Origin of the sequence: Oscillatoria salina IIICB1, from assembly GCF_020144665.1 — a bacterium.
Taxonomy (GTDB): Bacteria; Cyanobacteriota; Cyanobacteriia; order Cyanobacteriales; family SIO1D9; genus IIICB1.
This window is the reverse complement of record NZ_JAAHBQ010000024.1, coordinates 31,391-56,198: the sequence shown is the minus strand read 5'-3', so window position 1 is coordinate 56,198 and position 24,808 is coordinate 31,391. Positions and strand designations below refer to the sequence as shown.

The following is a 24,808-nucleotide window of genomic DNA, read 5'->3' as shown; positions in this document are numbered from 1 at the left end:
AGGATGCAACATTGACTATGATTTTTCAATCACCTGTTTGGTTAAACGCACAATTTCATCGAGACGAAAGTTATAAACTAAATCTTTTAATGCTTCTGCTAATGCTGCTTGGGTTGGGGGAATTTCCACGATCAATTCTTCAATTGTTTCTTCGCGAACAGTATTTGCTGCTTGATATAATTCTCTCACCCAATCAGGAGGCATTGCTGCTAATTCTGAGAAATAGAAAGAATCTGCTCGACTTACATTAGTAAATTGACGACTGCTGTGCGGAGAAGGTAAATCTTCATAAATATAGGATACTCCGAGACGTTCGCCGATGCGAGCAAAGATTGTTTCTTCGGTAAAAGGTTTACGAACAAAATCATCTGAACCTGCGGCGATAATTTCGCCCCGACGCTCTTCAAAAGCACTAGCAGTTAAGGCAAGAATAATAGTTTGGAGCTTATTTTTGCCCTGGTTTTTCTCTCGGAATCTAATTTGTTTGGTTGCCTCTAATCCGCTCATCACGGGCATTCTCGTGTCCATCAAAATCAGATGTGGTTGCCAAGTTGACCAAAGCGCGATCGCTTTGCGACCGTTTTTTGCTTCTCGAACTTGAAAGCCGATTGGTTCGAGCATTTTTACTAATAACAAGCGGTTTTCTTCTGTATCGTCAACTACTAAAATTCGATATTTTTTTTCACTGGGTTCTAAACCAACGACACGCCGGGTTGGTTGAGCAATTTCTGCTAAGGCATCTGCGATTTTTGCTTTAATATAAAATTGAAAAATTGAGCCTTTATCTAAAACACTACTAACTTTAATTTCTCCTCCCAATAATTCGACAAAGCGTTTAGTGATACTTAAACCTAAGCCAGTACCTTCTGCTGCTTGGCGACCTTTTTCTGCTTGGACAAAAGCATCGAATAAAGTTTGTATTTCTTCGGGAGCAATTCCGGTTCCTGTATCCTGAACCGTAAAAAGTAGTTCGATTTCGTCATTTTCTGGGGAGAGCGATTGAGTTTCGACTTTGAGATTAATTTGACCAAGTTCAGTAAATTTAACCGCATTACCTAAAAGATTGATTAAGCAACCTCTCAGTTTAGTTTCATCGCTTCTGATATACTGGGGAACCTCAGGAGCGAGGCGAAATTCGAGCGTCAGATTTTTCGTTTCGGCTTTAATATGAAACATCTCTTCGATTTGGTCGAGAAGACGATAAAGGTCAAAGTTAGTGTAATTAAGAGAAACTCGACCTGCTTCAATTTTTGATAAGTCTAAAACATCGTTAATTAATTCTAATAAATGTTGACTGCTACGATTAATTATACCTAAATAATCTTGTTGTTCGGGAGTCAAATCTGGTTCTCGCCTTAGCACTTGAGTAAACCCCAAAATAGCATTGAGTGGAGTACGCAATTCATGACTCATATTGGCAAGAAATTCGCTTTTCGCTTGGGAGGCAGCTTTAGCCGCAGCTTCAGCTTTTTGTCGCTCTTTAATTTCTTCTTGTAGTCGTTCGTTTTGAATTTGGAGTTGCTTTTGTAGTCTTTGAATTGTCAGTTGGTTTTCAATTCGGGCTAAAACTTCTTCGACTTGAAATGGTTTAGTAATATAATCTACACCGCCAATTTGAAAACCTTTGACTTTATCAGTAACTTCGTCTAAAGCACTAAGAAAAATAATGGGAATTTGCTTAGTTCTTTCGTCAGCTTTTAAACATTTACAGACTTCATAGCCATCCATATCAGGCATTTTAATGTCGAGTAAAATTAAGTCTGGGGGAACTGATTGAGCAGTTCGGATTGCCATTTCTCCTTTAACTGCGCCGCGAACTTTATACCCTCGTTTAGATAAAGTTTGCGATAAAACTTGCAAGTTTTCGAGAGTATCGTCAACAATTAAAACGTTGTCCTGGCGATAGCTCATTGGTTATTTCTTAATCCCCTCGATTAAATCTATTATTTTATCACAGCGAAAGTTGTTTACCAAATCGGCGAGAGCTTTGGCGATCGCTGCTTGTTCGGACGGAATTTCTGCAATCAGATGAAAAATCTTCTCGTTGTCAATAGCGTTAGCGGCTTCTTCCAACTGACTAAACCATTCGGAGTACATGATTGGTTTTAGTGTTTGCAAGGAAATTTCGGTTTTGGTGTTTTCAGGCAGAATTGTCTCTTCTTCATAAAGGTATTCTACTCCTAAATACTTGGCGATTTTTTCAAAGATAATATTTTCCCGAAAAGGTTTGCGCACGTAGTCGTCACAACCTGCTTGTTGAACTAATTTGTATTCGTCTCCTAAGACGCTAGCCGTCAGGGCAATAATCACGGTGTGAGATTGGCGATCTTTTTTTCTTTCCTGAAGGCGAATTTGTTTGGTTGTCTCGTAACCGTCAAGGACAGGCATTCGTAAGTCCATCCAGATTAAATGGGGTTGCCAATTTTGCCACACGGAAATAGCTTGTTCGCCATTTTCAGCTTCTTTAGTCAGAAAACCAACCGAGTTTAAAATTTTCGCGAGCAGTTGGCGGTTATCCCACATATCATCTACCACTAAAATTCGATATTCGGGTTGATTAGCGGTGAGGGCGATCGCGCGACGACTGGGTTGTTCGTTTTCGAGTAAGGCAAAATCGGTAACTACTTTGATGGGAATGGTAAATTGAAAGCTACTACCTTGGTGGATTCGAGAGTTAACAGTGATTTCGCCTCCCATAAGTTGGACGAACTTGCGCGCGATCGGCAAACCTAAACCCGTTCCTTCTTGGGCTTCTCTTCCAGCCTGAGTTTGGACGAAGGCTTCAAACACACTATCTAATTCTTCAGGAGCAATACCTGCTCCGGTGTCTTTCACTTGAAAGAAGATCTGGGCAGAATTTGCCTTGATGTTTTCGCCTTTTACCTGTAAACAGACCTGACCTTGTTTGGTAAATTTAATGCCGTTACTGAGCAAATTAATCAACACTTGACGTAATTTGACTTTATCAGCCTGGATATATTGGGGAACGTTACTAGTTCGCTTAAAAACTAAGTTCAACCTTTTATCTTCTGCCTTAAATTGAAACAGATCTTCTAACTCATCGAGCAGGTTGTAGAGGTCAAAGTTAGTTTCGTTGAGAGTAATGCGTCCTGCCTCAATTTTCGACAAATCCAGGACATTATTAATCAAGGTCAGCAAATGTTCGCCACTTCGGTTCATAATGCTGACATTTTCTTTATGTTCTTCCCCAAGGGTGGCACTGCGAGCCATTAATTGACAAAAGCCGAGGATCGCGTTCAGTGGCGATCGCAACTCGTGGCTCATATTGGCAAGAAATTCGCTTTTCGCTTTATTCGCAATATCGGCGGCTTCTTTTGCCTGTTGCAGTTCGATTGTCCGTTCGGCAACTTTATTTTCTAAGGAAGCATTTAATTGCTCTAATTCTCGATTAATTTCTTGTAAAGCTTGGTTTTGTTCGGCTAATTGTTTATCCTGGAAGTATCGCCGCAATGCCTCGGTAACAGTCAAATTTAAATCTGTTTTATCCCAAGGTTTAGCAATATAACGATATAAATTCGCATAGTTAACTGCGTTACCTACAGCTTCGGCACTCGCCTGTCCGGTGAGCATAATTTTTAAAGTTTTGGGATAGTGCTGGTGAATTTCGATTAATAGTTCGTCGCCTTTCATCTGAGGCATCAATTGGTCGGAAATAATTAGCGGAATTTCCACTCCTTCTGCGGCTAATTCGCTAAAAATTTCTCGAGCTTCTTCCCCACTTTCTGCTAATTCAATTTCATATTCGTTTCCTAAGTGCTGATTAAGCTGATCGCGCAAGCTAATCAACACCACTCTTTCGTCGTCTACACAAACAATTGCTGGTTTATTCATCAATTTTCTCCAATCCCGATTTCAGCACTTCGACTAAGGTAGTTTCATCCCACGGTTTAGGAAGATAACTGTGTAAATTAGCGTACTGACGAGTACGTTCAACTGCTTCTTCGTCCGCTTGTCCGGTTAACAATACTGTGACTACATGAGGATACTGTTCGTGAACTTTAATTAAAAATTCATCTCCTTTCATCTGAGGCATCAACCAATCAGAAACAATCAAAATAATTGCGATTCCTTCTTCATCTAATTCTTCAATTACTTCCAAGGCTTCATCAGCACTTTCTGCCAGTTCACACTGATATTCACTGCCGAAATTACGGGTGATTTGGTCGCGCAAACTGGTTAAAATGATTCGTTCATCATCGACACACAAAATGGCTTTATTGGGCATAACTAGCTATCAATTATGCAGACTTAGGTTGAGCGATCGGCAACCGGACGCTAAAAGTAGTTCGCCCTGGTTCGCTCTCAACTTCTATTTTACCTTGATGTTTCTCAATAATCTTGCGTACTATATCTAAGCCCAAACCACTACCTTCTCCTGCTGGTTTCGTAGTGAAGAATGGTTCAAAAATTCGCTGTTTGATTTCAGGCGGAATGCCACTACCAGAGTCGGTTATTTGAACGACAACTTGCTGGTTCTCCTGAAATACATTAATCTCTAGTTCACCTTTGTTATTCATCGCTTGAATAGCATTATGAATCAGATTTGTCCAAACTTGATTCAGTTCTTCTGGATAACAAAAAATAGTTGGCACTCCTTGATAATTTTTGTTAATTTTTATCCCATGTTTGAGCTGATTATGATAAATAGTTAATACTACATCAATTCCTGACTGAACTTGGGCTTCACTCATTTCCCCAGAGTCACTTTGACGAGCGTAACTTTTGAGAGCGAAGACAATTTTTGAAGCGCGATCTACGGCAAGTTGAATATTTTCGCTGTTAGTTTGGAGAATAGAAAGATTATAAGCAACATTAACAATTTCCCCGTTATTATCCTGTTGCAAAATTGTCAGAAAGGGAGCGATATTTTCCGTGATGCCCATGTGAACTAAGCTAGTAGCGATCGTATCAGAGTTGTCAATATTTTGGCTTGCCAACTCTTTTCTGAGCGCTCGTTTTAGTTGACGTTCTTCTCGGAAAGATAGATGTAATTCTTTTTGTCTAGCGGCGGCTAATAAAGCAAAGAAATTAGCTTGTTGTTCGGGAGAAAGACTAGCCAGGAGTTGGGGTAGTTTTTCCAGAGTGTGATTTAAAGCAGTAGTAATATTGCCAATAGAGGCGCGAATTGCTCCCATTGGCGTATTGATTTCGTGAGCTACTCCGGCAATTAATTGTCCGAGGGATGCCATTTTTTCCGATTGAATTAACTCTTGTTGAGTCATTTGGAGTTCCTGCAAAGCCTTGGCTAAATCCTCGTTTTTTTGCCGCAAAGCTGATTCGGCAAGTTTTCGTTCGGTGATATCGTTAGAAAGGGCTAGGAGACATTCTTGTCCGTGAATGTTAATAATTTCTGCGGATAAGAGTGCGGTTTTAGTGGTACCTTGTTTAGTACGAAACTCAAACTCGTAATTTTGAATTACGCTATCGGTTTGGAGAAGTTCAAATAATTGTTGGCGTTGTTCGAGATTTACCCACAAGTTTAGCTCGGTGGAGGTGCGATCGATGATTTCTTCTTTGCGATAACCAATGAGACGACAGAAGGTTTCGTTTACTTCAATATGGACTCCAGTTTTAAGAATAGTTAAAGCAATGGCAATGGGGCTAGAACGAAAAGCTTTTGAGAATTTTTCTTCAGATAAACGTAGTGCCGATTCGGCAAGTTTTCGTTCGGCAATTTCTAATTGAAGTTCTCGCGTGCGTTTGGCGACTTCTTGTTCCAAAGTACGGTTGTAGTCAGCGAGAAGTTTTTCTGCTTGTTTGCGCTGAGTAATATCGGTAAAAGTGGCGATCGCATATTCGATCTCGCCTGTTTCGGCAAAAATTGGCGTACTGGAAACTTCTAAGGGGATCGAACGATCTTGGTGACGAATTTCGATGTCGTCAACTTTCGCAGTTTCTCCACTCAGCGATCGCGCGATCGGTAAGTTTTCGCTTGGGTATAAATTTTCGCTTCCTACCTGATAAACTTGATAAGCCGCCGCGATTTGCTCGGTTGCTACTGCGGGTAAGTCTTGAAGATTTAGTAATTGTTTCGCCGTGCGGTTAGCATAGTACACTTGTCCGCTTGAATTGTGAACCGAAACACCCACGGGCATTGCTTCGAGAAACTGCTTGAGGCGGGTTTCGCTTTCCTGCACTTCCGCATAAAGTTTAGCGTTAGCAATGGCGATCGCGGCTTGTCCCGATAATAGTTGAATAACTTCTAATCTGTCTGGGGTAAAAGCACCAACTGTTAAATTATTTTCTAAATAAACTACTCCCGCCAATTGTCCTCTATTGAGGAGAGGAGAACAAAGAACCGATTTGACTTGATAGTTTTTTAGATACGGTTCGTTAGTAAATTTTCCTTCATTGCTAGCATCGTTTAAAACTATACTTTCTTTTGTCCGGAACGCATAATTAACAATTGCTGAAGAAAGTAAAGGTTTTGTGCCGTCAGATTTAACAAAATTGAGCGGCATTGACTGCAATACTTCAATTTCTCCGTTCGCAAATCCTTCCGCTTCGATCAGTAGTTCGTCGTTACTTTCTAAAATTAAAAAGCCGAATTGCGCTCCCGCATTTTCTAGCAGAATTTGCATTAACTTAGCTAGTAATTTATCCAGCTTCAATTCACTAGAAATTGCTTGAGAAGCTTTCATCACCGTAGCTAAATCTAAAGCTTCACCTAAGCGAGTGCTGGTTTCAGTTGTATCATTTGAGCTTTGCATATCTAGAAAACGAGGCACTGTTGATTTTGTCAGTAATTGAGGATATTTTTGCTCTAAATCGGCAACTTTACGTTTGGCTCCCCAAACCTGATAACTATAGCGAGCATTTTTGAGGTAAAGCCGAGCAAAATCAGTTTTTTCTTTCATTAACCAAAACTTAGCCGCCAATTCGTTGGCTAAAGCTTCATTTTGGCTAAATTTACCATCTCTTGCTGAAGAAATTGCGCGATCGTATAAATCCATCGCTGCTAAATCTTCCCCAAGAATACGCGCTCTTTCTGCTGCAACTAACCAGTATTGATGTAAAAAGTTTTCTGGACAATTATCTGCCCAATTTTTCATTAATTTTTGATTCTTTTCTAGCTGTTCCAAGTATTGTTTTTTCTCAGTTTCTGAAGCTGTTGGATAAATAGCAGTCAAGCTCAAAGAATAATAAAAATTATAAGCTACCAGCGAAATAATCCCCGGAATATTAGTTAACCCCGCTTCCGCTTTTCGGAGCAAGCTTAAGGCAGTTTCTGGTTTGGCAAATAAATATTCTTCTTGAGCCTTAACAATTAAGTAACAACAAGATAAAAATTTTTCCTTGCTGACCTGAGAATCCACTAGATTTACCGATTTTTGACGGTTATTCTCGCCACTTTGAAGCTCAACTAAATTCGCCACAGCCAACTTTAAATTGACTAAAATATCAATTTCTAATTCACGATCGTGCTTGGGTAATGTGAGGAAATAATTCTTTAATTTTTTTAGATACTTCTGTAAATTATATCCTTGATAAAAATAATTGTAACATTCGTACCAAAAAGGAGATAAGGCAAATTGAATTTCTCCCAATTCCATCCGAGAGCGTTCGGCTAATTTCGCAAGTTCTAACGAAGATCTAAGAGGCTTACGCCAATGATTTATATGACCGACTAAAACTCGCAATACTAAACTTTTTTGACGCAAACTTTGGAAATTTTTGCTTAATTGTAGACCCAAATCACCAAACTCATAAGCAGCTTGGTAATCTTGATAAACACATTGGACAATACCGTAGCAGGCATACATATAAGCAGATTCGGCTACGTTACCGTATTCTAAAGATAAATTAACTGCTTTAGCACTGATAAAAAAGAATAATTGTTGACAAGACATAAATGTTGGCGGCACTAAAGAATTAAAAATTCTCATTACCACTTTTTGCTCTTTTGATATCGAAGTAGATGGCGCGATTAAAGCAGTAGAACTAGCGCGACGGCTCAAGTTTTCTTTCACCAGTTTTATTTCTGCGGCTAAAGCAGTTTCTAAATCAGTTTCTGGCAACTCAATTCCTAATAATTGTAAAGCTTTACGTCCAGCTTCAATTGCTTCAGCATAGGCAAAACAACTATTATATTGTACGATCGGTAATTGGTATATTTCTACCTGTTCTACTGAAGTTCTCGCTTGCGCTAACAAATACTCAATTAACTCCCGTGAAGCTTGAAAATTACCATTTAAATATTCCAGTTCAGCTCGTTCTTTATACAGGCGAAAACAAAATTCATACTGACTCTGCCAGCTATCTGCTGGTAAAATTTTCAGAGCAACAGTAATATATTGAAGAGCAGTAGCATAAGCTGTCGCTGCCTTCGCTTTTTGAGCGATTTGTAAATTCAGCTTGGCAATTGTATTTTTTTCTTCTCTGTCAGTAATAAGCTCAATTCCTAGATTAATTCCCTCAATAATAGTAAATAATTTTTCTGATAATTCCTCCAAGGAAACGCGACTTAAAAGTAAGCGACCTATTTGCAAGCGAATAACTTTTTCCACCGATTTATCGATTAAAGCATAAGCCGCTTGTTGAATGCGTTCGTGGACAAATTTATAATTAGTAGCTAGTAATTGTTCGTTTAAGTCTGAAGTGGGCAAAATTAACCCTGCTTCAACTGCTACCGTTAACGCTTGAGAAATTTCTGAGGCTGATTTGTCACAGATAATTGCTAACGTATCTAAGTCAAATTCTGCACCGATACAAGCCGCCAAGCGTACAACTTGCTGAGTAGACAGAGGCAGTTTCTTCATTTTACTAATCATTAAATCCACGACATTATCCGTGACGTGCATTGCCTCGATTTCAGCAAGATTCCACTGCCAGCTTAAACAATCAAAATCAAAAGTAATTAACTTTTCAGTGTAAAGAGTTTTCAAGAATTCGTTAATAAAGAAAGGATTCCCGCTAGTTTTTTGCAAGACTAATTTTGCCAAAGATTTAACTGACTTCGTGTCACTGTGTAAGGTATCGGCAATCAGTTGGCTAATATCTTCTAAACTTAAAGGTGCTAAACTAATTTTCTCTATGGTTATATTTTGTTGATGTAACTCTTGAATGACAGTATTTAAAGGATGAGTTAAACTTAGTTCGCCTTCGGGATATGCGCCAATAATTAATACATTTTTGGTTTTCTCATCAGTTATAATTAATTGAAGCAATTGTAAACTAGCTGAGTCTGCCCAGTGAAGTTCGTCTAGAAAAATAACTAAAGGGATTTCGCAAGCACAAAAGACATAAAGCAAATTTTTTAGAGCCAGATTAAAGCGATTTTGGGATTCGCTGGCGCTTAATTCAGCAATTTTTTCTTGCTTGCCGATAATTAATTCTATTTCAGGAATTACATCAATAATTAGCTGGGAGTTAGCCCCCAAAGCTGCTAAAATTTGCTCTCGCCATGCTTGTAGTTTGTCTTCACTTTCGGTTAAAAGTTGTTCGCTTAATCCTCGTAAAGCATCGATGAAGGCAGAGTAGGGAAGATTATGCTGGGAGCGATCGAATTTACCTGTTATAAAATAGCCTTGTTTTTCGGTGATTGGTTTATGAATTTGGGCAACTAAAGAAGAAGTTCCCATACCAGTATCGCCTGAGACTAGGAGCATTTTAACTGAATTTTTTTCAGTGATTATTTGTTCAAATGCTGTTAGTAAAGTCGCAGTTTCTTTTTCTCTCCCGTAAAGTTTTTGTTGAATTTGAAATTTATTAGAAACGTCATTTTCACCAGGGATGATGTCTTCGATTTCTCCGGTTGCTTCTAACTGAAGTAAGCAAATTGCTAAATCTGATTGAATTCCCCAAGCACTTTGATATCTGTCTTCGGCGTTTTTTGCCATAAGTTTCATGACTATTTCGGAGACAATGGAGGGAATTTCTGGTTTAATTTTATGGGGAGGGATTGGTTGTTTAGCGATGTGACAATGAACTAATTCAAGAGCATTAGTTGTGGGAAAAGGTAAGCTGCCTGTAAGTAGTTCGTAGAGAGTAACACCCAGAGAATAAAAGTCACTGCGGTAATCTAAATAGCGATTCATCCGTCCGGTTTGTTCTGGGGAGATATAGGCTAAAGTTCCTTCTAAAAGATTGGGACTTTTTAAGGTTGGTTGTTCGCGGGTTAAGATTGAAGCTAAGCCAAAATCAATAATTTCTAAATTACGAGTTTCGGGATTAATAACAATATTGCCTGGATTTATATCTTTATGAATAACGTTTTTATTGTGCAAATTAGCGATAATTTCAGTAATTTTAACGCCAAGATCGAGGATTTCTGCTAGGGACAAAGGATGCTGTTGTCGTTGGCGAGATCCGATCCATTGTTTTAAGGCTATACCCCCAAAGTCTTCGAGGACGATAACTAAACTGCGTTGATAGGGGATCAAATTGTAGGCTTTGATTACGCCGTCAATGTTGAGCTTACTGAGAATTTGATATTCTTGCCTGTAGCGAGTTAAATCTTGCTGAGTTGGATATTCGGCTTTGAGTAGTTTGAGGATCGCGCGGCGATTGTCTTCCTCGCGGATACCTCGGTAAACTAGAGAGTTGCTGCTCTCACAGATTTGGGCGACAATACGGTAGCCAGGTAAGGAGATCATCGTCAAGTTCTCAATTTTTCCACAGCAATAGTTCTTGAATTTTAGGCTAGCATTTTTTCTTAAATCTGTAGCTACGGACTGGCGATCGCCAAAAATAACCCCCCAATCCGGGGGTTTGCAAGTCATTTTTCCAGAAATACTGCTATCCAATTTTAATTGGTTTTTGCGAGTTTTCTGCTTGTAGCTGCGAGTGCTTTTCAATCAGCAAATCAATCGCTTTTTTCAAGTAAATTTTGCTCTCGCTACTAAAAATTGTCTCGTCTAAATTAACTTGATGCAGTTTTTGCTGAATAATAGTCCGATAAGGATCTTCATGAATTAATCTTAAAGTCAAGCGCATATATTCTCGCGCACTTGTAGCAATCAATTCTTCTAAACCAATCGCTCTCAGCATTTGCGAACCAATCCGATTGTACCATTTATTACCTTCAAAAGTCACAATTGGCTGACGCAAATACAAGCTTTCTTTCACGGTATTATAACCGCCAAAATGGTAGGAGTCGAGACTAATATCTCCTAACTCCATCAACTCCATATACTCTTCATAAGGTTTAGCGGGAATAATCTCAAAGCGGTCTTTTCCTAACAAGGATTCCAAGTCTTGTTTAAAGGGAATAAAACCATTTTTTCGAGCCAGGGTATCGACACCACTTGTAAAAAAGCGAAAGAAAATTTTTCTTTTTGACTGGCGGATAATTTCACTTAATAACGACAGCATCGGATAATTAACTTTTTCTGATGACCAAGAACAATTGATGATAAATTCTTTGTTCTTTTTAGCTGGATTTTTCGGCTCGTAGTTGGGTGGTTGATTAATAATTCCCAAACCTGGTAACAACACTAATCTTTCGGAATAGTTTTCTTCTGCACCTTCAGAAATTTCTACATCTGCTCCACTGATAAAATAATCGACTTGCGAACCATAGGTACTTACCGGAAAACCATGACCGCAAATTTGGATGGGAGCAAGTCTTAAATTGGAAAGTAAAATACTTTCTGCACTCAGCCCCATATCCGGATAAAATACTGCCATAAAGTCATTTTCCCGAATTTGCTCTAGATTTAATGAACCATCTTTAAAGTCTACATATTTAACTTCTTTAAACACAGCCGTAGCTAAATTTTCCCTTGGCGTACCTAAGTGAATTAAAGTAAGTTCATAATCTGCGGCTAAAGATTCTACAAATAAAGAAAGAACCTGATAAACTGGATTTTCCGGAAACCATTTGGCGGTAATAATGGCAATTTTTTTCGCATTAGGATTGTTAGCAATCGTGACATTTCTAGCGAAAGGACTTTTTCTGATCGAACTATTAAGCTGCTGCTTGAGCTGGCGATCGCGCGAAGCTCCAATAAATGTTGCTCCATAGTAAACGTCGGCAATGTTATGAAAATCTGTTAATTTTTCATCGATGAATGTCAAATGTTCCCGGAGATTTTGATAAGCTTTTTTGTTAACTAAAGCCGAGCGATAAAGTTCGCAGAAATGCGAATACCACAGACAAGCAAAACTAGGATAGGCTTGAAATAAAATTTGCGGCTCGATCCTCACTGTATTGCGAGCCGAGTATAAAGCTAAAATTTTTGCGAAGTTGTGAGGCTGACTTTTTAATACTTCCAGAGAAGCATCGGTTGTCTGAAAACTCGACATAGCTACTAAATTAGCAATTGTCGTATTCAAGCGAATAAATCTCGCTGCGTGTTTTTCATTCAGAAAGTAATCCGGCTGAGTAAATAAGTATAAAAAATTCTTGACAAAAACATTGATAAAATACTGTGCATCTGCTCCGAGTTCAAAGTAGGTAATATTTTCAAAATGTTCGAGAATACCGATTAAATTTTCCGAAAGGAGATTGTAATCTTTCTGAAGATAGAGATTAAGCAGTTCTCGCGAATTTATTTCTAATTTTTGGGTATTTGTCATCTATCCGATCCTATATTTAAGAATTTGCACCCCATCTATAATGGCATATTCGCTCTCAGGCTTAGTTGCTGCTAGAGGAGTAAGATTGTCTTATCTAACTACAGCTAGTTCGGGCTTTTCTTCGCACGCCGCTACTAAAATAGACAGGGTACTATTGACGATAGTTTCCATCGTCTCGTGACTTAGGGAAGGTTCGGAATAAGGAAAATTTAAGAGCATTTTACCTGCAAAGGTGTTGACAGTAGCGGTGAAAATTCCGCTATAGGCTGCTTGGGCTGGTAGAAAACGAATTGCTTCTAACTCAAATAGTCGGTAGTTTTGGCTAATATTTAATCTGCCGAGGTTGGAAACTCCAATGCTGACGGGGACTTCTTGAGGATGAGCAAGAAAAAACTCGACCATTTGCCTCAAGACTGGCATAATTAAGAAGATATCGCCTCGTTGAATCTGTTTTTCTAGGTTTTCTTTTACTTCCCGCGCTAAGTGCCAAAATGATGTCTCTGGTTTGAGTAAGTGAAAGGTGGTTGCTGGTGCAATTAACGCTGCTAAATGTTCTTTACTCAGTGGAGGTTGCAAGCGATCGCGTAAATCCACGTATGACTGACAAGTAAAATAGGCGCTTGACTTATTTTTGATGTTAATTTTTCTGGCTACTGCTAACAGCATCGCCGCACATAATGCACCTTGTACGCTGGTTTTTTCTTTTCGACAAATTGCTACTAATTTTTCGGTTATTTGGGCGTCTAATTCGGCAAAAATTACTTGGCTACGACGTGACTCAAAAGCAACAGACTTTTCAATTTCTAGACTTTGGGGACGATACCAAATTCGTTTCCATTGCAATTGTAAAATTAATAACAGCGATCTGAGTTTATCTGGTAATTCTGATGATTTGGCGATTAATTCTGTGACTGGTGGTAGTGCGGGTAAACGAGAAACAGAAAGAATTTCTTCACCACAACTAATTTTATCACAGTATGTCAGGATTTCTTGATGTAAGTAAATGTTCGAGAATCCGTCGGCGATCGCGTGATGTATCGTAGTAATTAAATGACTGATTTCCTTTTCTTCACGATCTAAAACTAATACTACTCGCATTAAACATTGACTACTAGCTATTTTCTCATTTTGTTCGCTATAAACTATTTCTTGCCAATCTCTTTCGTGTAATTTTTCTACCACTCGCAAAGGAATTGTTTGCGTTCCTTCTTTTTCAAAAGAAAGATTATCTGAGGAGCCAACAATATGATAATTAAGCCTTTCGTGGCGACTTTGTAGAAGATCGAGAGCTTGTCTGAGAATTTCGCCACTAAAAAATCCTTTAATCCGACTAATTGTTACTATATTAAACGAACTTGCAACCTGATTTAAAATTTCCATTCCTTGCTCGATTGAGACAAGTTTTCGGTTAGTCATGTAAAATCCCATTATCTTTGCTACAAATTGTAACTTAGGAGAGAACTTGTCAGCAACTTTTGTCCTTAATTTATGATAATCGCTTCTCTTGATTTTTCCTCTTGTAGCTGCTGGTGATTCGCGACTAAAAAATTAATTGCTTTTTTAAAGTAATGCTTTTTTTCTGAACTAAAAACGGTCTTACTCAAATCTACCTGTTGCAACTTTTTTTGAATTTTAATTCGATAGCGATCGTCATGAATTAATTTTAAAATTAGGTAAATATATTCTTTTCTACTATTAGCAATTAACTCTTCTAAGCCAACAGCGCGTAACATTTGCGCCCCAATTCGATTATACCACTTTTTCCCCGACCAAGTTACGGTTGGTTTGCGTAGATATAAACTATCCGCAACCGTATTTGAGCCACCAAAGTGATAAGCTTCGATAGAAATTTTTCCTTCTTCCATGAGACTCATATATTCTTGATAGGGTTTAGCTGTCACTACCTCAACTCGTTCTTTTCCGAGCATTGCTTCTACATCTTGTTGAAAAGGAAGAAAGTCATTTTTTCTCAGTAAAGCAACACCAGAGAAAAAGCGAAATAAAATTTCTTTTTCTGATTTGGTGGCTATTTCCTGCAAACAACGAAGGAGAGGATAGTTAACTTTTTGAGCGAACCAAGAACAGTTAATAATAAATTTTAAACTGGTGTTTTCAGGATTTTTTCTTTGATAATTTGGTTGTTTGTGAATAGCACCAAATCCAGGAATTAACACTAATCTTTCGGAATAATTTTCGGCTGCTTTTTCAGTGATTTCTACATCTGCACCACTGAGAAAGTAATCAATTTTTGAACCAAATGTGCTCACAGGATGACCTGTGCCGCTAATCTGAATTGGTGCTATTCTTAGGTTAGAAAGAAAGATACTTTCTGCACTCATTCCAATATCAGGATAGTAAGCGACGGTAAAGTTATTTTCGCGAATAGCATCTAAATTCAAGGAATTATTTTGAATATTAATGTATTTAATTTCTTGAAAAGAACCGATATCTAAATAATTTTTGGTGTCACCGAGATGAATTAAAGTAATTTCATAATCGTCTTGCAAGGATTCTATATATCCAGCTAAGGTGCGGTAAACTGAATGTTGAGAAAACCATAATGCGGTGATTACTGCAAGTTTTTTCGCTTGAGGATGATTGCGAATTTCTAATTGAGAAAATAAGGGATTATTTTGGATTGCTTGGTTAATTTTTTGCTTAATTTTTCGGTCAATGTTACCGTTGATATAGGTTGCACCAAAATAAACATCTTCGACGTGATAAAATTCCGTTAGTCGCTCATCTTCATAACTCAAATGTTGTTTAAGATTCTGGTGAACTATGGGATTAACTAGCCCGGAACGATAAATGTCACAGTATACTGAATACCATAAACAAGCTAATTTGCTATTAGCGTCAAATAAGGTTTTGCGGTCAAATTTTACTTGGTTACGTGCTGAGTATAAAGTTAAGATTTTAGCAAAGTTACGAGGCTGATTGCGTAAAATTTCCAGGTAAAAATCGGTGTTTTTTAAGCTGGAGATAGCGACTAAGTTAGAGATAGTTAAGTTAAGTTGAATGAATCGAGGGACGTGGCGATCGCTCAATATATAATCTGGTTGTGTGAATAAATATAAAAAATTCTTGGTAAATATATTGACAAAATACAAAATATCTGGTAATAATTCAAAATGAGTATGACGCTCAAAGTAACTTAGAACTTGGAGAAATTGTTCTGAAAGGCGATCGTACTCTCGACGAAAATAAAGATCGAACAGTGCTTGGGGATTAATACGAGGATTACTTGTTTCTGTCATCAAAAAATGGTAAAGGTAAGATTCACGCCATCAAACTCAATCCGATATTGATTCATTAAATCACGACCAATCAAAATTATTTCACCAATATCGTCAATTGGACAACCAAAAACTCGTAAAACTGGATGACTATTATTATCAAAAATCATTCCTACATAATGAGGAATACCAATAGTTTTACTACCTCCTACAGGAATGTTAATCGCTCGACCAGAAATTTGTGCATTTACTTGCACTAATAATGGTAGAGGAATTAAAGTACAATCTGACCCAGTATCCAAAATAGCTTCACAATCAAGTTTTGTGGTTGGTGTGAGTCCCGGTGTAAATAATTGAACCTTAATTAAAGGAATTGCTGGAATTTCCGGAGAGATAAAAGTATAGTTGTAAATACCCACAGTAATTAGGTTTCCATAGGACGATAAGGAGTTCTAACTACAGGTTGTGGTTCTTGAGGAAGCACTTTTTGCACAAACATTGGTCGCCTACCCATTTTCTCATAAGTTCGTATTACTAAAGCTACTTCGTCTCGATCAAAATCTAGTACCTCTCCATCTTCAAAAACTACATACATTCCCCTATATTTATTTAGTAACTCGGCTCGTTGCAAATCAAATAATTTTGCTTGATGCTCCATATACGCCATGATTTCTGGATCTGGATATACAGTTTTTTCGGGTTTTCTTGTTGGTGTTTCTGACATTTTTCTTATTAGCTAGTTTAAGATAATTATAACATTATTGGCGGTGTTACTTACGAATCAAATAATTCAAAAATCCATAAACAATCAGCTAGAAACTTTTCCATTTCTTCTGGTTGATAGCGATAATTTCGACGATAGACAAGAAATTGCTTTCCTCTCACTTCTGTACGGATACCTAACAAAAGACCCTGAGTTTCGTAGAAAAATAGCACTGCTTCATTAAATAATTGACGAATGCGATCTTCATCTTCTCCTAAGAGTAAATAATTTTCTGAGAAACGAGGATGGCTATCAAAAAATATTTTTCTTTTTCGCCATTTTTGTCCAAATTTGTTTAAAAATAAAGCATCTGGTTCGAGAGAAAAATCTGGTAATTGCAAGCGTAAGTCTTCAATTAATACTCCAGTCCGATAATTTTTACTTTTATTTGCGTAGTAATAATTTTCAAAGATATAGATATTTTTCCCTTTAATTCTACAAAATAAAATATTGCGAAAATTTTGTCTATTATACCAAATTGCTGTTAATCTAAAATGAGGATTAATCGGTAAAATATTATTACGATTATCTTGGTGAAATTGCCAGCCTAATTTTTGCGCGATCGCGCGAATTTTCTTACTTCTTCTTACTTCCCAAAAATACGTGATTCCCAGAAAAATTAAAACAAATATTATCGGAAAAAGATAAAAGAGAAAAACGTCCATTTTTTACATAAACTCCGGAAAAATTAGCCAAAATACACCCTAGTTTACTTTGCTTCCATCCAGTTATCTCCTGCGCGTACTTCTACCACTAAAGGTACAGTTAAAGCTACTGCATTTTCCATTGTCGCACGAATTTTTGGCTGCAATTCTGAAGACTCTTCCGGAGGAACTTCTAACACTAATTCATCATGAACTTGCAACAGTAATCTTGCTTGATAATTCTGTAAAATTTGATGCAGATTGACCATAGCAATTTTGATAATATCAGCGCTAGAACCTTGGATCGTCGCATTAGCCGCAGCGCGAAGTAATTGAGAGTCAAACTGACCGATATTTTTCAGTTTATCGAGGTCAATTTCTTCTGGTTTATGACCCCGCAATTGTTGCAAATTTCTGCTAGTAAAGTTAAAGTAGCGACGACGACCATGAATTGTGGTTACATAACCTCGCGCGATCGCGTCTTTTTTCACTCCCTCTAAATACTCAAAAATACGCGGATATCTGTAACGATATTTCTCAATAAATTCCTTCCCCAATTTGGGGTCAATTCCTGTTTCTCGCGCAAACCGAAACGAACCCATTCCGTAAATTACACCAAAGTTAATTGTTTTTCCCAAACGACGTTCGTCAGACGTAACATTTTCCTTTTCAAACAACAGTTGCGCGGTAACTGTATGAATATCGCGACTATTTTGGTAAGCTTCGACTAAGACTGGTTCTTTACTTAAATGCGCTAAAATTCGTAACTCAATTTGGGAATAATCAGCCGAAATTAATGACCAATTTGATTCGGGGATAAACGCTTGACGAATTTGTCGCGAAAACTCCGTCCGAATGGGAATATTCTGTAAATTTGGATTAGAAGAAGATAGCCTTCCCGTTGCGGTCACAGTTTGATTAAAATTAGTATGAACCCTTCCTGTATCCTCGCGGACTAATGCAGGTAAAGCATCCACATAAGTTGACTTTAATTTCGACAAAGTGCGATATTCTAAAATATCATCAATAATCGGATGAGATCCTTGTAATTTTTCCAAAACCGCGTGGTTTGTCGAATAACCTGTCTTTGTTTTGCGCGATTTTCTGCGGTCTAAATTCAGTTTATCTTCATCAAACAAAATTACGCTTAACTGTTTCGGAGAACCTAAATTAAATTCTTCTCCTGCTGCTTGATAAACCCTAGCTTCTAAAGTTTGTAAATCTGCTGATAACTTTTCCGAAAACTTCTCCAATTTGGCTTGATTTATCCTAATTCCTGTATGTTCCATCATCGCCAAAACTGGTTCTAAAGGTTGTTCAACCTCCAATAACAATTGATGCAATTCAGGAATTTGTGTTAATTCTGCGCGTAATTTCGGAACTAAACTCCAGGTAGCATAAGCATCTAAACCGCAATAATCAGCAACAGTTTTGATATCCAAATCGGCAATATTTTTACCTTTAGGAATATTCAAATCCGCGTATCTTTTCGGTTTCACTCCCAGAGAATATCTTTCTGCAACATCGCTTAAATTGTGGTTATTATCTGGTTGCAATAAATAACTGGCTAACATTGTTTCAAAGGTAACTCCCGCCAGTTTTATCCCTTGATTTAATAACACTAAACGGTCAAATTTAGCATTGTGTAAAACTTTCGGATAAGTTTCACTTTCTAAAATTGTCCGTAAGGCTGTGAAAACTCGATCTTGTTCGAGATTATTTCCTTCGCTATGATTAATCGGAATGTAAGCAACCTCGTTTGATTTTTCTCCCCAGCAACAACCAATTCCGACTAATTTTGCGTCTCTTGGTTCTAAATCTGAGGTTTCTGTATCCCAAGCGACGGGTAAATTTTTGTCTTGAAAAGTTGCTAACTGTTCAACTAATTTGTTGAGTTTTTCGGGAGTATCAATAACTTGAGTTTGGATAGTAACTTCTTCAGGTAATTCAGCTTTTTCGGTTTCTTCGGGACTCCAGAAAAAGAGGTCATCATCTTCAAAACTTTCTTCAGTTTCGTCTAAGATTTCCGGTTCGGGTGTTCCGCCGAATTGTTGCTGTAATTTATCAATTTGTCCGAGAAAAGTTTTCAGTTCTAATTCTTCTAATAAAGGTTTGAGGACGGCGGTATCGAAGCCTTGTAAATGACAATCTTCGAGAGTTATTTCTATCGGTGCATCAAATTTTAATTGGGCTAAATGTCGCGAATGTTCCGCCTCTTCTTTTCCTGCTGCTAACTTTTTCTGAGTTGCACCTTTAATCTTGTCTAAATTTTCATATATTTCTGCTAAACTGCCATATTCAGTAAGCAACTGAATTGCGGTTTTATCGCCAATACCTTTAACACCAGGAATATTATCTGATTTATCGCCGCAAAGTGCTTTATAATCAACTACTAAATCGGCTTCAATACCTAACTTTTCCGTGACTTCTGCTTCGTTAAATTCATTAAGATTACCTCTGGAAGAATAACCAAAAGAATTGCGGTCTAAATAAAGAACACTAATCTGATTTTTGTCATTGACAAGTTGAAATAAATCCCGATCGCCAGTTACAATCTTGACTCGATACCCGGCTTCGCTAGCTTGTTTGGCTAATGTGGCTAAAACGTCGTCAGCTTCGTAGCCCGGAGAGGTCACGACTGGGACTTGCAAAGCAGCCAGCAAAAGTTGTAAATTCTTTAAATCAGGGATAAAATCTTCCGGAGTGCCTGGTCTATCAGCTTTGTAAGTGTCATCCGCTTCGTGACGAAAAGTTGGTAAACCCAAGTCAAACGCGATCGCCATTGACTCCGGTTGCTGGACTTCCATTACTTGTAACAAAGACCGCAGAAAGCCAAAACACACACTCGTAGGGACTCCGCTAGTCGTCCGCAAACCGCGATCGCGACTGTTCGCAAAAGCGTAATAATTCCGAAACGCCAACGAGTGACCGTCAACTAAAATCAGTAGCGGCTGTGTTTCGCCCGCCGTAGAAGGGTTAGAAGTAGAAGTAGTTTTGACCATAGCTTTATTTTAATCGACTTAGCCGCACCTCTACTTCTTGACACGGATGAAGCTATTCTTAAACTCAAAAATTTTTTTGTCAAGGACTACTCAACAACTATTCACGAAAATATTGAGAGAAATTAACTACTGTAAAACTTAGTAAATAGCAGGTACATTCCCCAACTCTTCTGCTAACTTAAAAGTAGGCACAACGAAGTACACCTGCTTCGGAAGAAAACTAGAATTAGAGCTTGTGCCTGCGGCTCTGAATTCACCCCAACTGCTTCTGGTTGGAGTCTACAGCAAAATGATGGTTGAACGCTTCACTTTAGCCCATAGTTAGTTCACTTAGTAGAGCAGGAGATTCGAGAGGTTTGTAAGTAGTGTCGGCGTTTATTACCATAATCATCGCCTGAATCGGCGAAGTAGATGTATCTAAAGAAAGAAGATTTGTTGAGGAAAAGTTGTTCACCTTTGTAACTGACTCGGATTAACAAGATAGTTATCTATATTCATTCTCTAAGTTACCCGCCCAAAGCTGCTCTTATATCTAGTGGCTAGGCGGGATAACTTTTTGGGGCTAATTTTTCAATTATTTGCTATTAGTTATTTTCGCATTTATGCAATTATTTGGTGTAGAGAGCTACCTCTCTACATCCAACCGGATTATTTATACCGTAGGAACATCTTCCCGGAAATTAGGGCGATTGCGATAATTGCGGTGATAAACAGCGTAAGAACTAGGAGTATAGCCCTTAACTTCATTCGCTACCATACCCAAAACAGATGCACCAGAAATTCTGAGTTCTTCTAAACCTTTCTTGAGTAAAGAACGGTCAGTTTTCTCCATCCGCACTACTAAAATAGTTCCGTCAGCATTAGCTGCGAGAATATGAGCATCAGCTAAACCGACAAGAGGTGGAGTATCATAAATCACTAGATCGAAAAAGCCTTGAAATTGATCCATCAAATATTGCATCTTTTGCGAAGAAAGGCTTTTAATCGGATCGGGATCGGTTTGTCCTGCACTTAAGAAAAAGAGGTTTTTCTCAGTAGGTGCTTGTTGAATTACATCATTCAAGCTTAAATCGCTTTGTACCGCATCGCTGAGTCCGCGCAAATTGGGTAAACCTAAGCGCAAGTGAAGTCGGGGACGACGTAAATCAGTATCTACCAACAAAACTCGTTGACCAAGTGCAGCCGCAGTATGGGCGAGTTGGAGGGCGATAGTGGATTTGCCGTCTTCGGGTCCCGCAGAACAAATTACTAAGGAACGAATGGGGCGGTTTTTCGAGCCAAGTAGAGAGATATTCGTATATAACGAGCGGAAAGCTTCTAAAAAAGTTGCGGTAAATTCTGGTTGAGGATAAATCGAGGGATTAATTTCGTTAGGATCGAGATTGCGGGCAAGTTGAGCGTATTTTTTCTCGTATTGTTTGAGTTTTTTCGCGTAAGGAATTGCACCGAGAACTGGTAACTTAGTGCCACCTTTAACTTCATCCGGGTTATGGTAAACAGTGTGGAGAATTTCAGCAATAAAACCAATACCGACACCAAGGAGTGTACTGAGAATAACCGCGATCGCTAACTTCCGTTTAGTATTCTTACTAGCAGCCGGAATTAATTCTCCATTCTGGTCAATCCATAATCCCGGTTCAGAAATTACTTCCCAAGGTACATCTTGCTGAGAAGCATCTAAGTTCAAATCTTCCCGTTTCTCTAAAAATTGCTTCAAGCTTTCGGTAGCAACTTCTAATTCTCGTTGTACATCAGAATATTCCCGCAAAACCGTCGGGAATTGTGCTAACTTTTGGAGAACCTCATTTTCTTTGGCAGTCAGATAGCGATCGCGTGCTTGTAATTCTTGAATCTGGACTGCAATACCTGCCAAAGCATCTTCAGCTTCTTCTGTGAGCAAACGACGTAAATTTTGCTGTTTTTCCAGCAAAACTTGCATTGGCGGACTGTCTTCGCGAAATTGAGTTGACTGAAGGGCAATTTGCGATTCGACAACCTGTAACTGAGTGAGCAAAGTTTGATAAGTGCTTTGATTCAAAGACAAAATTGACAGGATATTTCCTTGTTGGATTGCTTGCTCAAGATTAGTATATCTTGCCTGGACTTGTTCCAAATTTGCCTTTGTATCTACCTTCTGAGTCTTAATACTCAAAGCTCGATCGGATAAATCTCTGGCTGTTTGTTCGGGAAAATTCAAATCGTATTGCTGGCGCAATTTTTCCAATTGTCCCTGTAAAGTTTCCACGCGCTGTCGCAACTCTGGCAGTTGCTCGTCAATAAATTTAATTCCTTGACGCAAGCTTCTAAGCCGCTCATCTCGCGAATAACCTAAGTAAGCTGCTTCGAGAGTTTCCAAAACCGAGACGATTCTTTGAGGGTCTTCGTTTTGATACTGAATCTGTAAAATTTTCGTGCCGATTTCTTTACCTTCTTTTTCTGCGGTAATACGGCTAATTTGCAAGTTCTGAATTAAGTCAGCATAAGTAAGATCGGGATATTGTTTCTCTAACTCTTCAATTACTGGTTTGAGCAGTTTCGGACTGGTTAAAACACGAATTTGACTTTGGTAGTCAATCAAGTCAGTTTGGTCTACGCCAACCTTAGTCAGTTCTGTTGGTGGAGTATAAGTTCCTGTTTGTGCTAGCAAGGACAGCTTGGACAAGCGACCCTCAGCCGTTACAGGTTCTACCAACACTTGAAACGAACCATTGTAAGTATCTTCAGTTTGCTTAGAATTCCAAACAATCAAACTGCCAGAAATAGCACTCAAGATGATTGCGGCTAAAGCCATTACTCCAACTCGGCGACTCAAAACGGCAAATAGCCAAGCCAAATCCATTGTTTGTTCTGGCGTAGCTTCCACAGGCATTCTGGAAATTTCGCGAGATCCACTATCGGAATCGAGATATTTGCCGCCGTTTCGAGAATTAAATGTTTGATATTCGTTTCCAGTATCCATATTTGCTTTCCCCGTCTGAATTTAATGATTAATTAGAGTTAACTATTCCCAAAATTCTCAAAACATCGACAATGCGGCTGGGAATCGAAAACAAAGCTAAACCTGCTGCTGTTGGACCCAATACTGTATTCAGTCTATCGGCAAATCTCGCCCCATCGGAACGACCGATAACTATAATGTCGTTATCTTGCAGGATCGGATTGCTACGTTCATTTACACCTTCAGTGATGCTGAAGTTAACTTCTTTAGTAATCACAGTTCCGTCTTCGTTGAGGCGAATTAAGCGCACATCTTCTTCATCTGCCCTCGCTTGGTCAAATCCGCCTGCGGTGAGCAAGGCTTGATTGAGAGGGGTATTAGGTGGAATATTAATCACTCCCGGACTTCTGACTTCTCCCACCACACTAACTTGAATGGTTTCCGGGGAAAAACGAGCTGAAGCAACTTCGGCAGCTTCGGCGGCGGAGATTTCTCTGGCTCTGGGAATAACGATTGTATCTCCATTTTGCACTACTGTATCTTGATTGATGTCCCCTGCTTGCAGTAGTTGCCAGAGATTAATCTCGATAACTTGCTCTGTACCAATTTGAGTTTGTCGTCGTATTTGAATATTGCGCAAATCAGCTAAAGGTTTGATTCCGCCTGCTTGCTCGATCGCGGAGGTAACGGTAGGTAAACCGCCAGTGATACCTGCAAGTTGGTTGGTGCTGGCGGCGGTAGCAACTCCAGCTAAAGTATAAGCTCCCGGACGTTGTACTTCTCCTACCACTGCGACAGTACGCGCTCTTTCGAGATCGGCGGCAAAGTCAACTGTAGCGAGTCGGCGTACTTCTCTGAGACTAACTTGAGTTGCGGTGGGGACGAAAATTGAGTCTCCATCGCGTAAAGTTAACTCTTGAGAGCCTCTACCACTTTGTACGAAGTCTTCCAGGTTAACGGTAAAAGTGCGATCGCTATTTGGCGAGACTTTGCGTCTTACTTGAACTTGAGTAAGATCGGCAGCGAGAGTGATTCCTCCTGCTTGTTTCAAAGCTTGAGCGAGCGTCGGATATTGTACGCCCGGATTGTCTCCGGCACCACCGATTAAACTGACGGTGAAGCTACCGGGACGAGTTACTTCTCCGGATACGGAAACGTTGATCGGACGTGCTGAAAGCAGTCTAATGGTTACTAGAGGACGTTTGAGGAAGCGATCGTAGTTGGCTGAGATTAGTTGAGAGGCTTCTTGAATCGTTAATCCTTCGACTCTGACTCCACCAATCAAAGGTAACTGAATCACGCCATCAGCCGGGACTTGGTAAATACCGCTATATTGGGGAACTTCAAAAATATCGATCGTCAGGCGATCGCCTCCCCCTAACAAATAGGCATCAAAATTTCCTGGTGGAGGAAAATTATTATTAAAAGGTGTAGTTGGAGGAGCTAGATTATTAAAGTTTGGCACTTGAGCTAATCCGGGAGCAAAACCACTGACTGCTATCCACGCTAGTGCAGTCAAACTAGCTACACGTTTGGAAGTTAATTTAAGCACAACTTTAGTCATCAACCCTAAGATACAGGTATAATTTCTATTTTCTGCTAGCAAGGCAAGGGAACTTCTCACCGCCCTTACTAACTCGTCAATTTAACTCGATGCCATTTTAGCTCTAGTAGCTATAAGCTAG

At 38.9% G+C, this 24,808-nt stretch carries 13 protein-coding genes; all 13 read right to left on the bottom strand.

Features of this window, described 5'->3' with window-relative positions:
- Positions 1-15 precede the first annotated feature (15 nt).
- The 13 genes from G3T18_RS09185 to G3T18_RS09125 all read right to left on the bottom strand — a co-directional run bounded on the left by G3T18_RS09185 (position 16) and on the right by G3T18_RS09125 (position 24,747).
- Positions 16-1,911, bottom strand: a complete 1,896-nt coding sequence (locus tag G3T18_RS09185) for a response regulator (RefSeq protein WP_224410250.1) — start codon at positions 1,909-1,911, stop codon at positions 16-18.
- Positions 1,912-1,914: 3 nt separating this feature from the next.
- Positions 1,915-3,852 (bottom strand): response regulator, encoded by a 1,938-nt coding sequence (locus G3T18_RS09180; RefSeq protein WP_224410249.1) that lies wholly within the window; start codon positions 3,850-3,852, stop codon positions 1,915-1,917.
- Positions 3,845-4,246, bottom strand: a complete 402-nt coding sequence (locus G3T18_RS09175; protein ID WP_224410248.1) for a response regulator — start codon at positions 4,244-4,246, stop codon at positions 3,845-3,847. The genes G3T18_RS09180 and G3T18_RS09175 overlap by 8 nt, the downstream gene beginning before the upstream one ends.
- 13 nt (positions 4,247-4,259) lie before the next feature.
- A complete protein-coding gene (locus tag G3T18_RS09170) occupies positions 4,260-10,742 on the bottom strand; it encodes an ATP-binding sensor histidine kinase (RefSeq protein WP_224410247.1) in 6,483 nt (2,160 codons plus the stop codon).
- A 16-nt stretch (positions 10,743-10,758) separates the two neighbouring features.
- Positions 10,759-12,540 carry an O-linked N-acetylglucosamine transferase family protein gene (locus G3T18_RS09165; protein ID WP_224410246.1) on the bottom strand — a complete coding sequence of 594 codons (1,782 nt, stop codon included), beginning with the start codon at positions 12,538-12,540 and terminating at the stop codon, positions 10,759-10,761.
- A 90-nt stretch (positions 12,541-12,630) separates the two neighbouring features.
- The gene (locus G3T18_RS09160; protein WP_224410245.1) at positions 12,631-13,956 is read right to left on the bottom strand and encodes a phthiocerol/phthiodiolone dimycocerosyl transferase family protein; all 1,326 of its coding nucleotides are present in this window, start codon (positions 13,954-13,956) and stop codon (positions 12,631-12,633) included.
- Between the two features lie 65 nt (positions 13,957-14,021).
- Entirely contained in the window at positions 14,022-15,797 is a 1,776-nt protein-coding gene (locus tag G3T18_RS09155; RefSeq protein WP_224410244.1) for an O-linked N-acetylglucosamine transferase family protein, read from the bottom strand.
- Complete coding sequence (locus tag G3T18_RS09150; protein ID WP_224410243.1) at positions 15,797-16,195, bottom strand: hypothetical protein; 399 nt, start codon at positions 16,193-16,195, stop codon at positions 15,797-15,799. The genes G3T18_RS09155 and G3T18_RS09150 overlap by 1 nt, the downstream gene beginning before the upstream one ends.
- Before the next feature lie 5 nt (positions 16,196-16,200).
- The gene (locus G3T18_RS09145; protein ID WP_224410242.1) at positions 16,201-16,500 is read right to left on the bottom strand and encodes a hypothetical protein; all 300 of its coding nucleotides are present in this window, start codon (positions 16,498-16,500) and stop codon (positions 16,201-16,203) included.
- Positions 16,501-16,550: 50 nt separating this feature from the next.
- Positions 16,551-17,204, bottom strand: a complete 654-nt coding sequence (locus tag G3T18_RS09140) for a hypothetical protein (protein WP_224410241.1) — start codon at positions 17,202-17,204, stop codon at positions 16,551-16,553.
- Between the two features lie 44 nt (positions 17,205-17,248).
- Positions 17,249-20,185, bottom strand: coding sequence for a DNA polymerase I (gene polA / locus G3T18_RS09135; RefSeq protein WP_224410240.1), 2,937 nt, complete (start codon positions 20,183-20,185; stop codon positions 17,249-17,251).
- 652 nt (positions 20,186-20,837) lie between these two features.
- Positions 20,838-23,144 carry a GumC family protein gene (locus G3T18_RS09130; RefSeq protein WP_224410239.1) on the bottom strand — a complete coding sequence of 769 codons (2,307 nt, stop codon included), beginning with the start codon at positions 23,142-23,144 and terminating at the stop codon, positions 20,838-20,840.
- A gap of 28 nt (positions 23,145-23,172) precedes the next feature.
- The gene (locus tag G3T18_RS09125; RefSeq protein ID WP_224410238.1) at positions 23,173-24,747 is read right to left on the bottom strand and encodes an SLBB domain-containing protein; all 1,575 of its coding nucleotides are present in this window, start codon (positions 24,745-24,747) and stop codon (positions 23,173-23,175) included.
- Positions 24,748-24,808: the final 61 nt, after the last annotated feature.